The 12,822-nt window shown below is 64.1% G+C and carries 20 protein-coding genes; 17 read left to right on the top strand and 3 right to left on the bottom strand.

The genetic code is table 11. The annotated features are described in order from the left end of the window. Window positions 1-189: 189 nt before the first annotated feature. Window positions 190-1,800, top strand: coding sequence for a putative bifunctional diguanylate cyclase/phosphodiesterase (locus tag SAS01S_RS06120; RefSeq protein WP_066806240.1), 1,611 nt, complete (start codon window positions 190-192; stop codon window positions 1,798-1,800). Here the strand turns inward: SAS01S_RS06120 and SAS01S_RS06125 are convergent. Next, window positions 1,775-2,353: a DUF924 family protein gene (locus SAS01S_RS06125; protein WP_066806242.1), complete on the bottom strand. Its 579-nt coding sequence runs from the start codon at window positions 2,351-2,353 to the stop codon at window positions 1,775-1,777. The genes SAS01S_RS06120 and SAS01S_RS06125 overlap by 26 nt on opposite strands. Here SAS01S_RS06125 and mtaB point away from each other — a divergent pair. From mtaB to SAS01S_RS06155, 6 genes are all read left to right on the top strand, one after another. Next, entirely contained in the window at window positions 2,352-3,581 is a 1,230-nt protein-coding gene (mtaB, locus tag SAS01S_RS06130) for a tRNA (N(6)-L-threonylcarbamoyladenosine(37)-C(2))-methylthiotransferase MtaB (RefSeq protein WP_066806243.1), read from the top strand. The genes SAS01S_RS06125 and mtaB overlap by 2 nt on opposite strands. Then, complete coding sequence (ftsY, locus tag SAS01S_RS06135; protein ID WP_066806244.1) at window positions 3,578-4,513, top strand: signal recognition particle-docking protein FtsY; 936 nt, start codon at window positions 3,578-3,580, stop codon at window positions 4,511-4,513. Before mtaB ends, ftsY begins: the two co-directional genes overlap by 4 nt. Beyond that, window positions 4,510-5,196, top strand: coding sequence for an inner membrane-spanning protein YciB (locus SAS01S_RS06140; RefSeq protein ID WP_066806245.1), 687 nt, complete (start codon window positions 4,510-4,512; stop codon window positions 5,194-5,196). The genes ftsY and SAS01S_RS06140 overlap by 4 nt, the downstream gene beginning before the upstream one ends. Window positions 5,197-5,332: 136 nt before the next feature. Next, entirely contained in the window at window positions 5,333-5,635 is a 303-nt protein-coding gene (locus tag SAS01S_RS06145) for a hypothetical protein (RefSeq protein WP_245656765.1), read from the top strand. Window positions 5,636-5,687: 52 nt separating this feature from the next. Beyond that, on the top strand, window positions 5,688-6,626 hold the full coding sequence (locus SAS01S_RS06150) for a cation diffusion facilitator family transporter (protein WP_066806247.1): 939 nt from the start codon (window positions 5,688-5,690) through the stop codon (window positions 6,624-6,626). A gap of 262 nt (window positions 6,627-6,888) precedes the next feature. After that, entirely contained in the window at window positions 6,889-7,449 is a 561-nt protein-coding gene (locus SAS01S_RS06155) for a hypothetical protein (RefSeq protein WP_066806249.1), read from the top strand. A gap of 64 nt (window positions 7,450-7,513) precedes the next feature. On the opposite strand, the gene SAS01S_RS06160 is transcribed toward SAS01S_RS06155, so the two are convergent. Then, entirely contained in the window at window positions 7,514-8,125 is a 612-nt protein-coding gene (locus tag SAS01S_RS06160; RefSeq protein ID WP_066806251.1) for a superoxide dismutase, read from the bottom strand. A 118-nt stretch (window positions 8,126-8,243) separates the two neighbouring features. Then, the gene (gene pspF / locus SAS01S_RS06165; protein WP_066806253.1) at window positions 8,244-9,251 is read right to left on the bottom strand and encodes a phage shock protein operon transcriptional activator; all 1,008 of its coding nucleotides are present in this window, start codon (window positions 9,249-9,251) and stop codon (window positions 8,244-8,246) included. A 170-nt stretch (window positions 9,252-9,421) separates the two neighbouring features. On the opposite strand from pspF, the gene SAS01S_RS22420 reads away from it, so the two are divergent. From SAS01S_RS22420 to SAS01S_RS06205, 10 genes are all read left to right on the top strand, one after another. Next, window positions 9,422-9,571, top strand: a complete 150-nt coding sequence (locus SAS01S_RS22420) for a hypothetical protein (RefSeq protein ID WP_157082683.1) — start codon at window positions 9,422-9,424, stop codon at window positions 9,569-9,571. Between the two features lie 92 nt (window positions 9,572-9,663). Beyond that, window positions 9,664-10,329, top strand: coding sequence for a phage shock protein PspA (gene pspA / locus SAS01S_RS06170; RefSeq protein ID WP_066806255.1), 666 nt, complete (start codon window positions 9,664-9,666; stop codon window positions 10,327-10,329). Between the two features lie 11 nt (window positions 10,330-10,340). Beyond that, window positions 10,341-10,610, top strand: coding sequence for an envelope stress response membrane protein PspB (gene pspB / locus SAS01S_RS06175; RefSeq protein ID WP_066806260.1), 270 nt, complete (start codon window positions 10,341-10,343; stop codon window positions 10,608-10,610). 1 nt (window position 10,611) lies between these two features. After that, entirely contained in the window at window positions 10,612-10,989 is a 378-nt protein-coding gene (gene pspC, locus SAS01S_RS06180) for an envelope stress response membrane protein PspC (RefSeq protein WP_066806261.1), read from the top strand. 28 nt (window positions 10,990-11,017) lie between these two features. Further along, the gene (locus SAS01S_RS06185) at window positions 11,018-11,335 is read left to right on the top strand and encodes a hypothetical protein (protein ID WP_439646834.1); all 318 of its coding nucleotides are present in this window, start codon (window positions 11,018-11,020) and stop codon (window positions 11,333-11,335) included. 11 nt (window positions 11,336-11,346) lie between these two features. After that, window positions 11,347-11,646 (top strand): hypothetical protein, encoded by a 300-nt coding sequence (locus tag SAS01S_RS06190; protein WP_066806262.1) that lies wholly within the window; start codon window positions 11,347-11,349, stop codon window positions 11,644-11,646. 13 nt (window positions 11,647-11,659) lie between these two features. Continuing rightward, window positions 11,660-11,935 (top strand): hypothetical protein, encoded by a 276-nt coding sequence (locus SAS01S_RS06195; RefSeq protein WP_066806263.1) that lies wholly within the window; start codon window positions 11,660-11,662, stop codon window positions 11,933-11,935. Window positions 11,936-11,955: 20 nt separating this feature from the next. Beyond that, complete coding sequence (locus SAS01S_RS23230) at window positions 11,956-12,084, top strand: hypothetical protein (RefSeq protein ID WP_281179309.1); 129 nt, start codon at window positions 11,956-11,958, stop codon at window positions 12,082-12,084. 27 nt (window positions 12,085-12,111) lie between these two features. Continuing rightward, the gene (locus SAS01S_RS06200) at window positions 12,112-12,381 is read left to right on the top strand and encodes a hypothetical protein (RefSeq protein ID WP_066806264.1); all 270 of its coding nucleotides are present in this window, start codon (window positions 12,112-12,114) and stop codon (window positions 12,379-12,381) included. A 35-nt stretch (window positions 12,382-12,416) separates the two neighbouring features. Next, window positions 12,417-12,665 (top strand): hypothetical protein, encoded by a 249-nt coding sequence (locus SAS01S_RS06205; RefSeq protein WP_066806273.1) that lies wholly within the window; start codon window positions 12,417-12,419, stop codon window positions 12,663-12,665. Window positions 12,666-12,822 lie beyond the last annotated feature (157 nt).

Consider the following 12,822-nt stretch of genomic DNA (forward strand, 5'->3'; position numbering starts at 1 on the left):
CGTCGGCCGGCGTCACCACATGGGTGCTCCTTGTCGCGTTCGCAAAGGGAACGGTGCCGGCCCGATAACGGCTCGGCCGGAAAAACGCAACCCGGCCTTAGCCCCTTAACATCTTCTTGACCTCACGATGCCATCAGCAGGGCTGGATAGGGCCGCGAACGCGCGGTGTCGAAGAAGGGGATACGGGGCATGAGCGAACCGGCCGCAGCCCGGCGCGATCTATTGAGCGGCGCGATCACGGTCGCCGCGATCCTGATGTTCATCGGTACCGGCAGCCAAGTGCTGTCGATGGTCCTGAGCAACTGGATGCACCATGACGGCGGCTCCGACCAGACGCTGATCATCGCCCTGCTCCTTAATGTCGCCCTGATCCTGTTCGGCTGGCGTCGTCATCGCGACTTGGCGAATGAAGTCACGGTGCGCACCGCGGCCGAGGAACGCGCCAACGTCCTCGCCTCCAGGGACCCGCTCACCGGCTTCCTCAATCGGCGCAGCCTGGCCGAGGAGGGCGCCGCGATGCTGGTTCGCGCCGACCGTCGTCACAAGGCGATGGCGCTGATGATGCTCGATCTCGACCATTTCAAGACGGTCAACGACATGCATGGCCATACCGTCGGTGACGCGCTGTTGCGCGCCGTGGCCGACGAAATGGCGACCGCATTGCCCGAAAGTGCGCTGCTCGCGCGGTTCGGCGGCGACGAATTCGCCTGCGCGATGCTGTTCGATCCGGAAAATCCCGACAGCGTCGAGCGCGTCGCCGAACGGCTGGTGTCGCGGATGAGCCAGCCCTTTCATGTCGAGGGGCTTAACCTCCACGTCACGTGCTCGATCGGCATCGCCCGCAGCGATCGCGACGCGGCAACGATCGACGCTTTGCTGCGCTCGGGCGACATCGCCATGTACGCGGCCAAGAATGCCGGGCGGAATCGCCACGCCTGGTTCGACGTCTCGATGGAGCGCGAGCTCCAGTCGCGCAACGAGCTCGAAAGTTCGCTCCGCGTCGCTATTCCGCGCGGCGAGATCGTCCCTTATTTCGAACAACAGATCGACCTGGTCACCGGACGGCTGACCGGCTTCGAGGTGCTGGCTCGCTGGGAACATCCGCAGCGCGGCGTGATGATCCCCGACCAGTTCATCCCGATCGCCGAGGAAACCGGCATAATCGCGGATCTGTCGCTGTCCTTGATGCGCCAGGCCTTCCTGTCGGCGCGCGACTGGCATCCGCAGCTGCAATTGTCGGTCAATATCTCGCCGTGGCAGCTCAAGGATCCCTGGCTCGCACAAAAGATCATCAAGCTGCTGACCGAAACCGGCTTCACGCCGAGCCGGCTCGAAATCGAGATCACCGAAAGCTCGCTGTTCGACAATCTGGCGATGGCGCAGTCGATCGTCGCCAGCCTGAAGAACCAGGGCATCAAGCTTGCGCTCGACGATTTCGGCACCGGCTATTCCAGCCTCGCCCACCTTCGCGCGCTGCCGTTCGACCGCATCAAGATCGACCGCAGCTTCGTCATGTCGGTAAACCAGAATCCGGAAAGCGCCGCGATCGTCAACGCGATCGTCGGTCTCGGGGAAAGCCTCAATTTGCCGATCACCGCGGAAGGGATCGAAGACAAGGCAATCGAAGAGCGCCTGCGAAGCCTGGGTTGCGCGCGCGGCCAGGGCTATGTCTATGGCCGCCCGTTGACGGCCGGCAATGCTCGTCGTCTGCTCGCCGAGCGCCGCTTGCTGATCGCGCCCGACGCAACCGAGGTCATGCCCGAACCCGAGTCCGCTACCAGCCGACGCCTGGCTGGCTGAGATATTCGCGCTCGATCACGGTAGAGCGCCGGCCCAACGCCCGGTTACGCGACGGAAAACGCCCGAACTGCTCGATCACCGCGGCGTGATCGCGCGCGAATCCCAGATTCTGCTCGTCGCCGAGCGCGGTGAAGCGCTCGATGCTGAGCTGCTGCAGCTCCGGGTCCTCGGCATGCATCAACGGCATATAGAGGAACGCACTGCGCTCCGCCGGCAGTTTGCGGTCGAACCCGCGTAACAGTCCGTACAAAGTCAGTTCGCGCGCCAGACCGTCATGCTCGAACGCCTCGCCTTCATCGCGGAACATGTTGCGCGAGAATTGGTCGATCAGGATGATCGCGGCAAGCAAGGTGTCGGGCGTGCCGCGCCATCCCCAGGCCGCGCTCTCCGCCACTTTCAACCTAAGCGGCCCGAACCGTTCGGCGATCGCCTCGTCGAGCGTAATCGACTTGACCCAATGCTGTTCCTCGCTCAGCTCCTCGAACCAGAAGTGCAGCACATGCGCCGCCTCGCCGTGGACTTCCCCGCGCTTCGCTCCTAGATCGTCGCCCATGTCATCCCTTCCGCAGCCCGAGGTAATCAGTCTCGGGTGCCGCCTCAACATCGCAGAGAGCGAGACGATCCAGCGCATGCTGGACGGCCGCGATGTCGTGGTGATCAATAGCTGCGCCGTAACCAATGGCGCGGTCAAGCAGACACGCACCGCGATCCGCCGCGCCCGCCGCGCGCGGCCAGACGCGATGCTTGCGGTGACCGGCTGCGCCGCGCAGATCGATCCGGCGAGCTTCGCCGCGATGCCCGAGGTCGACCGCGTGATCGGCAATGGCGAGAAATTGCTGCCCGAAGCCTGGGCGTCGAGCGACGCGCTGATCGTCGGCGACATGGCGCGGTTGACGGAGATCGCGCCGCATCTCGCCATTGCGGTCGACCAGGCGCGCGCTTTCGTCGAGGTGCAGAACGGATGCGACCATCGCTGCACCTTCTGCGCGATTCCGTTCGGACGCGGGCCGAGCCGCTCGGCGCCTGCCGGCGCGGTGATCGAGGCGATCGAGCGCGTTGTCGCGGCGGGCAAGAATGAAGTCGTGCTGACCGGGGTCGATTTGACCAGCTATGGTCACGATCTGCCGGGCAGTCCGACGCTCGGCAGTCTGGTCGAGCGTATCTTGGTGCGTGTCCCTTCCCTTCCCCGCCTGCGCCTGTCCTCGATCGACGCGCCGGAGATCGATGGCCGCCTGTTCGAGTTGCTGACGCAGGAAGCGCGCGTGATGCCGCATCTGCATCTGTCGCTTCAGGCCGGCGACGACATGATCCTCAAGCGGATGAAGCGCCGCCATTCGCGTGCCGATGCGGTACGGCTGGTCGAACGGCTCAAGACCGCGCGGCCCGAACTCGCGATCGGCGCCGACCTGATCGCGGGCTTCCCGACCGAGGACGGGGCAATGGCGGCGAACAGCCTGGCGCTGATCGACGATTGCGACATCGTCCACGCCCATATCTTTCCCTACAGCCCGCGCGCCGGAACCCCAGCCGCCCGGATGCCGCAGGTTGACCTCGAGTTGCGCCGCGAGCGTGCGGCCACGCTTCGCTCGGCCTCGGCGCGGCGCAAGGCGGCTTGGCTGGACAGCTTAATGGGAACCGAACAACAGATTTTGGTCGAGGCACCAGGGAATCGCGGACATTCGACAGGTTTTGCCGACTTCCGGCTGGACCAAAACCATCGCACAGGCGACATCATCTCCGTGACCATCACCAAGGACCATCTTTTCGGACACGCCGCATGAGCACTACCCCATCCTGGCATCAGCGCCTGCTCGGCGGGTTCAAGCGCACTTCCGACCGCCTCGTCGGCAACCTCGCCGGTCTCGGCACCGCGCGCCTCGACGAAGCGACGCTTGACGATATCGAAGAGGCGCTGATCGCCTCCGACCTCGGCCCCGTCACCGCAAAACGCATCCGCGACCGGCTGGCTGACGGCAGTTTCGAACGCGGCATGGAAGAACTCGGTATCCGCCTGGTCGTCGCCGAGGAAATCGAGAAAGTGCTCGAAAAGGTCGCCAAGCCGCTCGAGATCGAAGCGTTTCCGCGCCCCCAGGTCATCCTGGTGATCGGCGTGAACGGATCGGGCAAGACGACCACCATCGCCAAGCTCGCGCATTGGCTGGTCGAGCAGGATTACGGCGTGATGCTGGCGGCGGGCGATACGTTTCGTGCGGCGGCGATCGGGCAGCTCGCTACCTGGGCCGAGCGCGTCGGCGTACCGATTGTTCGGGGCGCCGAGGGCGGCGACGCCGCGGGGATCGTGTTCGAAGGCGTCAAGCAGGCGACCGACAAGGGCATCGACGCGCTGATCGTCGACACCGCCGGGCGCCTGCAGAACAAGCGCGAACTGATGGACGAGCTCGCCAAGATCCGCCGCGTGCTCGGGCGCATCAACCCGGCGTCGCCGCATGACGTGGTCCTGGTGCTCGATGCGACCACCGGCCAGAACGCGCTCAGCCAGATCGAGGTATTCAAGGAAGTCGCCGGGGTGACCGGACTGGTCATGACCAAGCTCGACGGCACCGCGCGTGGCGGCGTGCTGGTCGCCGCGGCCGAGCAATTCGGACTGCCGATCCATGCCATCGGGGTCGGCGAGACGCTGAGCGACTTGCGCCCGTTCGATCCCAAGGAAGTTGCCCGGATTATCGCGGGCGTCGAGGAGCTGGTGCGATGAGCACGACGAGCAAGAACGGAACCGCCGGTCTGCGCCTGGCGATCGACTATGCGCCGCTGGTGATCTTCTTCTTGGTCAACTTCCTCGCGCCCCAGGCGCTGACGATGAAGCTCGTGTCAAGCTTCAGCCACTCGCTGTCGGACCTCGATCAAATGTCGGCATTGGTGGTGTCGCGCGCGATCGTCGCGACGTCCGCCTTCATGCTGGCGACGGTGGTCGCGCTGGTGGTTTCGCGGATCAAGCTGGGCAGCATTTCACCGATGCTATGGATTTCGGGCGCGCTGGTGCTCGTGTTCGGCGGGCTGACCATATATTTCCACGATCCCAAGTTCATCCAGATGAAGCCGACCTTCGTCTACGCGGTGTTCGCCGCCATCCTCGGGTTCGGCTTGCTGACCGGTAAGCCCCTGCTCGAACAATTGCTCGGCACCGCTTATCCCGGTCTGTCGCCGCTCGGCTGGCAGAAAGTGACGCGCAATTGGGCGCTGTTCTTCCTCGGCATGGCAATCCTCAACGAGCTCGTCTGGCGCTCGACCAGCTTCGATTTCTGGACTGCCTTCAAGCTTTGGGGAGCGATCCCCCTCACCTTCATCTTCGCGCTCGCCAACGTACCGATGATGATGAAGCACGGCCTGATGAGCGAGGTCGGCGACGCGGCCGCCAAGGAACTCCCGCCCGAATGAGGAAATGGCGATTTAGTTTGCCGGGCAGGAACGTTGCCGTGCTCCGCGCCGTTCTAGGCACATCTGGAGGAGCCATTTTCATGCATATCGAAGCCCGCCGCGACGTGTCACGCCGCGACATGACGGCCGGACGCTCTTGACCGCGCGCTCACCACTGGCGGCGTGGAGCGGCCTGGCGTTCGACAGCTGGGCATTGGCGTGGGAGGCATCGGCCGTGATCGGCCTGCGTCTCGCCGAAATCGCACGCGGCGATGGCACGTTGGCGGAAGCCTCGCTGATGACGTCCGAAAAGATTTCCGCCGCGATCGAACTGCAGGCATCTTTGGTCGCTGGCGGCCTGTCGCTGACTCCGTTGCAAGGCGCCGAACGTGCCGTGCGCCTGTATCGCCGAAAGGTCCGGGCCAATCGCCGTCGGTTGAATGCCGCCGCGCGGAAATAGGCGCCGGGGCCGGGACTAGCCCGACCGACGGCTTCATGCTTAGGCGCAGTTCATGAAAGCCGATAACAACCGGGTCCTGATCATCGCATTGGCCGCTAATGTCGGCATCGCGGTGGCCAAGTTCGTCGCTGCCGCGATCACCGGATCGTCGGCGATGCTGACCGAAGGCGTGCACAGCTTAGTCGATTCGACCAACCAATTGCTGCTGATGTACGGCCAGAAGCGCGCCGCCAAGCCGGCCGACGCGCTCCATCCAGCGGGATATGGCCGCGAACTCTATTTCTGGAGCTTCGTCGTCGCCCTGCTGGTGTTCGCGCTAGGCGCGGGCGTGTCGGTCTACGAAGGCGTGCTGCACTTTCTCGAGCCCGAGCCGGCGGTGTCGCCGTTGATCGCCTATGGCGTGCTGGCGATCGCCTTCGCACTGGAAGGCGGGTCGACCGTCGCGGCCTTCCGCGAGTTCAACGCCGCTCGTGGCCGCCAGTCGTGGCTGCAGGCGCTGATTTCGACCAAGGACGCGACTACGGTAATCGTGCTGCTGGAGAATGGCGCAGCGATGGCAGGTATCCTGATCGCGGCGGTCGGGCTGGCGCTGTCGCAAGTGACCGGCGACCCGCGATTCGACGGCATTGCGTCGGTCCTGATCGGCCTGTTGCTCGGCGTGGTCGCGATCTTCCTGGCGCGCGAAGCTAAGGGGCTACTGATCGGCGAGGCGGCCGATCCCGACCTGATCGCCGGCATCCGCCGCGCCGCAACGCGCCAGGGCATCATGGGCGTGGGCGAGATCATGACGATCCACAACGCGCCCACCCAGATCGTCGCGGCGGTCAACGTGGATTTCGACAACCGGCTGAGCGCAGGCGATGTCGAGCGGATTGTCGATGCGATCGAACGCGATCTTCAGGCCGAGTTTCCCAGCATCCACCGCGTCTATGTGCGGCCTCACGAGGATGCCGGAATGAAATTCGATGCTCGTGGGCTGATCAGGACGTGACGACCGCGGTTTCTCACGGCGATTAGGCTTTTCGAGCATTGGCGGCTATGCGTTTCGCCATCGCCGGTTTTCCGCCGGCAGGCGCCAGCGGCTGAGAGAGCGGCGCGCTTCTCCTTACATCCGCAGGAGCTGTCCGATGAAGTTGAACTGGCTGCTTTCGCGGCATCAGGTTTCGCTGGCCCTGGTCGAGCCGCTCCTCGCCTGAATGCCACCGCGCGACGACGAACCACCGCGCGACCACCGCGCAGCGTTAGCTCGGCCAATGACCGAAGAGATGCGACACGCGTCCTCGACATTGTTCCGCGGCGCGGCGTTCCTGGGCGCCTGCTTGCGTGCACCTACCGAGCTCGACGTCGAAAGCCGATCGCCCGCGATTGTCGGCCGCTATCGTGCGAAGGTGATCGGCAATGGGCTGCGCGAGCTCGACCGCTTCCTCAACCTCTTGATCGACGCCGCCTCTACCGCGGAAGGGCTGCCCGTCCACCCCGGCCAACGCAACACGGCCAACAAGCTGGCTGCTTACCGCACCGCTAAATCTCTTCCTAACGATGACGACGCGCGGTTGCGCGCGCTGGGGCGATCGCGCGACTGCCTGTTCCACTGCGGTGGGCGCGTTCGTCGCGGCGATCGTCGCGGCGCGATGGCGATGACCGTGGGTTGGCCCGCAAGAGCCGGATACGGCTCGGCGCTCGATAGTGTGATGGTGGGCCAGGATTTGAACGTGACGCGCGGCGATCTCGACGATGTCTGCCTTTTCTATCGCGAGATCGCTCGCGATTTGTGCGGCGGGGTTGGTCGAGGACCGGACGCAGCGTCGCACTGAGGTTCGCCCAACGAAAAAGGGCCCCGCCAACGCGGAGCCCTTCGTCGTTCGATCGTAACGGCGGTCAGCCGGCGACGCTGTCGTAGATGCGTCCGGCCTCGTCCCAGTTCACCACGTCCCACCACGCCTTCAGATAGCCGGGCCGGTCGTTCTTGTAGGTGAGGTAATAAGCGTGTTCCCACACGTCGTTACCCAGGATCGGCGTGCCCTTGTCCTTGGCATCGTCCATCAGCGGGTTGTCCTGGTTCGGCGTCGACACGACCTTCAGCGCGCCAGACGAATCCGCGATCACCCAAGCCCAGCCCGAACCGAATTGCCCCGCGCCCTTGGTGTTGAAATCTTCCTTGAGCTTGTCGAGCCCGCCATAGGCGTCGATCGCCGCGGCGAGCTTGCCCGACGGCTGGGTGGTGCCGGCCGGCGCCATGATCCGCCAGAAGAAGGCGTGGTTCCAGAACCCGCCGCCATTGTTGCGGACCAGCGGCGGCTGCGACGAGATCACGCCGAGAATCTCCTCGATCGTCTTGCCTTCCAGCTTGGGATCGGCGGCAACACCCTCATTGAGCTTGGCGGTATAGGCCGCGTGATGCTTGTCGTGGTGGAACGTCATCGTCTCCTTGGAGATGGTCGGCTCCAGGGCGTCATAGGCGTAGGGCAGCGGGGGGAGTTCGAAAGCCATAAGGATCCTCCGTCTTTTGAGCGGCTATAGGGGAACGTCGCCAAGCGAACGCCCATGCCCGCCAAATGGGTCCGCGACTGTCGTTGCGCAAGCGATTCCATCGCTCTCACGGCGCTTTCTATCCCGGCAAAAGGTCGTGGCGCCGGAGCGCATGGCGCAATTGGTCGTAACTCAACCCCAACGCGTCCGCGGTCTGGCGCTGGTTGAAGCGATTGGCGGCGAGTGCCTTGGTCAGCACGTCGCGCTCGAACCGCGCGACACGGCTCTTGAAATCGCCCGGCTCGCTCTCCCCGGACGGCGGTGGCGGGGCTGCGACATGGTCGACCATTGGCATGGGCTGCGTGCCGGCGCCAGGACGATGTGGTGACTGGAAGGGATCGAACTCGATATGCGCGATCGGCACATCCTGTTCCCAGCGATAGACCGCGCGTTCGATCACGTTGCGCAGTTCGCGAACGTTGCCCGGCCAACGATAGTCGATCAGCGAATCCAGCGCTTCGGGTGAGAAGCCGTGCCAATCGCGGTTCATTTCCGCGGCCATCCGCCGCCCGAAGTGATCGGCGAGCACCGGGACGTCACCGGGCCGTGCGCGCAAGGGCGGCAAGGTCACCACCTCGAAGCTCAACCGATCGAGCAAATCGGCGCGGAACTGATGCCGCTCGACCTTTTCGGGCAGATGCTCGTTGGTCGCCGCGACGATGCGGACATCGACGCGGATCGGATGCGACGAGCCGATCCGCGTGACCTCGCCATATTCGACCGCACGCAACAATCGCTCCTGCGCCGCCATGCTGAGCGTGCCGAGTTCGTCGAGGAACAAGGTGCCGCCATCGGCTTCCTCGAACCGCCCCGCCCTTGCCTTGGTCGCGCCGGTGAACGCGCCCGCTTCGTGGCCGAACAATTCCGCCTCGATCAGCGTCTCGGGCAGCGCTGCGCAATTCATGATGATCAGGGCTTGGTCCCAGCGCGGACTGAGGCGATGGAGACGCTCGGCGACCAGCTCCTTGCCTGTCCCACGCTCGCCGATCACCAGCACCGGACGATCGAGCGCGGCGGCGCGGCTGGCGCGTTCCAGCGCGTCGAGAAAGGGTCCCGATTGCCCGATGACTTGCGTCGTCCGCTCCATGCCTACGACTTGGTGTATTTTACCAATCTTTGGCAAGTGTAAATCGCCAACCTCAACCCTTTTCTCAGCGAAAACGGCAGATTTCCGCCGTTTTTTGGAATTGGCACGGCTTCTGCAGTTCACTTGGCATCGCCGGATCATCCGGCACGAAACACTAGGGAGTAAGAACAATGCAGTCGGTTTCAAATGGTCTGGGTCGCACTTTGATGGTGGTCGCCAGCACCTTCGTTTGCGGTTCGGCGCTGATGCTCGCGGCCGTTGGCCCGGGCCTGGCGCAGGCCAATCCGGCTCCGCAGGTTCCCGTCGCGCTGAAGGCGTGACGGACTACCGCCGGGGCGGGTTTCCCCCTTGCTTCCCGCCCCGGCGGTCCCCCAATCCGAGTAAAGCGTAAATTCCGAGGAGTAATTTCAACATGGGCATTTTTTCGCGCACCCGCGACATCATCGCCGCCAATTTCACCGACCTTTTGGACAAGGCGGAAGATCCGGCGAAGATGATCCGCATGATCATCCTGGAGATGGAAGAGACGCTGGTCGAGGTTCGTGCCTCCGCCGCGCGCACCATCGCCGACCAGAAGGAAATGCGCCGCCACATCGCCAAGCTCAGCCAGCTCGAGGAAAGCTGGACCGAGAAGGCCGAACTGGCGCTGTCGAAGGATCGTGAGGATCTCGCCAAGGCGGCCCTGGTCGAACGCCAGAAGGCGACCGACATGGTCGTCGAATTAAGCCAGCAGATCAGCGTGCTCGACGAGGCGCTCCGGGGTTCGGAAGAGGATATCGCCAAGCTTCAGAAGAAGCTGAGCGAGGCGCGCAACCGCCAGTCCTCGATCGCCACCCGGCTGGAGAGCGCGAACAACAAGTTCAAGATCCGCGAGGTCTATTCGGCCGGCCGCACGCAGGATGCCTTCTCGCGCTTCGATGTGCTCGAACGCCGCGTCGACCTGGCCGAAGGCCGCGCCGAGGCGCTCAATCTGGGCGGCGAACCGAAGACGCTTGAGGAAGAGATCGCTGAGTTGAAGGCATCCGAAAAGGTCGATGCCGAGCTCGAAGCGCTCAAGGCCCGGCTCAACAAAAAATAAGGACCTGAGCGATGGACGAACTACTTGTACCAATCGCGATCGTTGGGATGCTCTTCATCGGGCTCCCGTGGATCATCCTGCACTACCTTACCAAGTGGCGGCAGGCCCCCAAGATCACGAATGAGGATGAGAAGCTGCTGGATGAGCTCTACTCGCTCGCCCGCCGCCTCGAGGACCGCGTTTCGACGGTCGAGCGCATCGTCGCTGCCGACCATCCCGACTGGAAAGCGAGCATGCCGCTCGCCGAGCCGGCCAACCAAATCGCTTCACGGAGCAACTGAGATGTCCGCTAGCCGCACCAAATTCTATCTGGACAAGCAGAACAAGAAGTTCCTGGGTGTCTGCGCCGGTATCGCCGACTATACTGGGATCGACGTCACCGTCGTCCGGGTCGGCATGGTCGTCCTCGCGCTGGTGACCTCGGGCTGGGTCATTCCCGCCTATTTCATCACCGCCTGGCTGGCACCGTGCAAGCCGTTCGGCCTGTATGACGACGCCGAGGATGCCAAGTTCTGGCAAGGCGTCCGCTCGAACCCGAGCCGCTCGGCATCCGAGGTCCGCTCCAAGTTCCGCGACCTCGATCGCCGGCTCGCCGATATCGAGACGCTCTACACCAGCCGCAACACCCGCCTGGCCGACGAGATCGACGCGCTGCGCTGATCCGGCCGAACGATAGGGGAGAATTACCGTGGATAAAGGCCAGATCTTCGTCCTGATGATCATCGCAATCGCGACGATCGGCGGCATCATCAAGATGTCGATCAAGGCAAAGCACGGCTATCCGCTGGAAGACCGCAATAACCGCCGCGCGATGCGCCGGGGTTTCGTGGATACCAGCGGGGACATGGAAGCGCAGCGCAAGATCGAACTGCTGTCGAACGAGAACGACAAGCTCGTCAGCCAGATCGGCCGGCTGGAGGAACGCCTCCGTGTCCTCGAACGCATCGCAACCGATCCCGGCGAGCGTGTCGCTCGCGAGATCGACGAACTTCGCAACCGCGACTGAGGAAGCACGAGATGACCCAATTCTTCGCCGCCAACGGCTTCACCATCTTCATGCTTGCCCTGGTGATCGTGGGTATTCCCGCCGCCCTCGGCATCGGTAGCGAGATGCTCAAGACCTGGACTCAGCACCGCGAGAAAATGGCCGAGGCGCTCAATGCTCAGGCCGCCGAGAAGGCCGCGCAGTACGCCGCGCAGACCGAACGGCTCGAGCAGCGGATGCGCGTCATGGAGCGGATCGTCACCGACCGCGGCCTGGATGTCGCCGAAGAGATCGAAAAGCTGCGCGACACGACGTCGCAGCCGCTGAACTGAGAAGGACGGAACCATGATCAACCCCCTGCTCATCCCGATCCTGGGCATCAGCTGCGGCCTGCTCGCGATCTTCGGCGGCGTGTTCGTCAAACCCTGGCTCAAGCTGCGCGAACGCCAGCTCGAACTCGAAGCCGACAAGGTCGCCGAAAAGGCGGCGCAATATGCCGCCCAGACCGAACGGCTTGAGCAACGGGTGCGGGTGCTGGAACGGATCGTGACCGACCGCGGCATCGCGGTCGCCGACGAAATCGACAAGCTGCGGGGCGACGAGCCCCAGCCGCTCAACTAATAGACTGAAGGACAAGAACAATGATCGGCTTAGCAATCTTCGTCGTGATCCTGGCGATCCCCACCGGCGTCGGTGTCTGGCTCGCCGAGCGGGTCGACCGGCCGCGCCGCCGCGCCATGCGCGAGGCGGGCCTGCAGCCCGCCGAATAATCCAACGCCTGTCGGGAGCCTCCCTAGATGAACCCTTTCGAAATGGTCATCGGCATCGTCCTGATCGTCACCATCGGCAGCATCATCCGTGCGAAGATGGGCGTCGGCCGCGACACGCACGGTAACGAATACAATTTGCGAGACCCTGGCCTGGGCGAGGAGAATCGCCAACTCCGCCAGGAGATCACCGGCCTCAAGGACCGCATCGCCGTCCTCGAGCGCGTGATCACCGACACCAACAGCAGCAGCGCCAATCTCGATCGCGAGATCGAATCGCTGCGCAACCGCGACCGCTGAGGGCGGTCCGCGATAGCCGAATGGAGACGTCAATGATGACCGACCCCAACCTCTATTTCACCATGGCGGGTGCCGGCCTGGCTGGCCTGGGCATGATCTGCATGGCCTCGCTCGCCGGTTGGCGCGGGTGGCTGGCGCTCAAGGAGCGCGAGATCAACGCTTATGCCGATCACGCCGGGCATGACGGCCCGAGCTTGCCCAATGCCAGCGCGCGGATCGAGATCGCGGACCTCAAGGAGCGGATCCGCAAGCTCGAGGCGATCGCGTCCGGGGTGGACCTCTGAGGTTCGCCCCACCGGCGCCCTGAGCTTGCCTCAGGGCCCGGGTCCATGGAGGTCGCCACGGCTTTGTCGCGGCGAAGGACCCGGACCCTGAAACAAGTTTAGGGTCCGCACTCGATTACCGCGAGGTCGTGACGGAGCCGATTTTGGTGCCCCGCTA

The organism is Sphingomonas asaccharolytica NBRC 15499, from assembly GCF_001598355.1.
GTDB classification, from domain to species: Bacteria; Pseudomonadota; Alphaproteobacteria; order Sphingomonadales; family Sphingomonadaceae; genus Sphingomonas; species Sphingomonas asaccharolytica.

Bases quoted from the DNA above. Each gene is read 5' to 3' on its own strand.
- SAS01S_RS23230 (WP_281179309.1), top strand. From the start codon at position 11,956: ATGATCGGCTTAGCAATCTTCGTCGTGATCCTGGCGATCCCCACCGGC.
- SAS01S_RS06160 (WP_066806251.1), bottom strand. From the start codon at position 8,125: ATGGCTTTCGAACTCCCCCCGCTGCCCTACGCCTATGACGCCCTGGAG.
- ftsY (WP_066806244.1), top strand. From the start codon at position 3,578: ATGAGCACTACCCCATCCTGGCATCAGCGCCTGCTCGGCGGGTTCAAG.
- SAS01S_RS06150 (WP_066806247.1), top strand. From the start codon at position 5,688: ATGAAAGCCGATAACAACCGGGTCCTGATCATCGCATTGGCCGCTAAT.
- SAS01S_RS06140 (WP_066806245.1), top strand. From the start codon at position 4,510: ATGAGCACGACGAGCAAGAACGGAACCGCCGGTCTGCGCCTGGCGATC.
- SAS01S_RS22420 (WP_157082683.1), top strand. From the start codon at position 9,422: ATGCAGTCGGTTTCAAATGGTCTGGGTCGCACTTTGATGGTGGTCGCC.
- SAS01S_RS06120 (WP_066806240.1), top strand. From the start codon at position 190: ATGAGCGAACCGGCCGCAGCCCGGCGCGATCTATTGAGCGGCGCGATC.
- mtaB (WP_066806243.1), top strand. From the start codon at position 2,352: ATGTCATCCCTTCCGCAGCCCGAGGTAATCAGTCTCGGGTGCCGCCTC.
- pspB (WP_066806260.1), top strand. From the start codon at position 10,341: ATGGACGAACTACTTGTACCAATCGCGATCGTTGGGATGCTCTTCATC.
- SAS01S_RS06125 (WP_066806242.1), bottom strand. From the start codon at position 2,353: ATGGGCGACGATCTAGGAGCGAAGCGCGGGGAAGTCCACGGCGAGGCG.
- SAS01S_RS06195 (WP_066806263.1), top strand. From the start codon at position 11,660: ATGATCAACCCCCTGCTCATCCCGATCCTGGGCATCAGCTGCGGCCTG.
- SAS01S_RS06200 (WP_066806264.1), top strand. From the start codon at position 12,112: ATGAACCCTTTCGAAATGGTCATCGGCATCGTCCTGATCGTCACCATC.
- pspA (WP_066806255.1), top strand. From the start codon at position 9,664: ATGGGCATTTTTTCGCGCACCCGCGACATCATCGCCGCCAATTTCACC.
- SAS01S_RS06205 (WP_066806273.1), top strand. From the start codon at position 12,417: ATGACCGACCCCAACCTCTATTTCACCATGGCGGGTGCCGGCCTGGCT.
- SAS01S_RS06190 (WP_066806262.1), top strand. From the start codon at position 11,347: ATGACCCAATTCTTCGCCGCCAACGGCTTCACCATCTTCATGCTTGCC.
- pspF (WP_066806253.1), bottom strand. From the start codon at position 9,251: ATGGAGCGGACGACGCAAGTCATCGGGCAATCGGGACCCTTTCTCGAC.
- SAS01S_RS06155 (WP_066806249.1), top strand. From the start codon at position 6,889: ATGACCGAAGAGATGCGACACGCGTCCTCGACATTGTTCCGCGGCGCG.
- pspC (WP_066806261.1), top strand. From the start codon at position 10,612: ATGTCCGCTAGCCGCACCAAATTCTATCTGGACAAGCAGAACAAGAAG.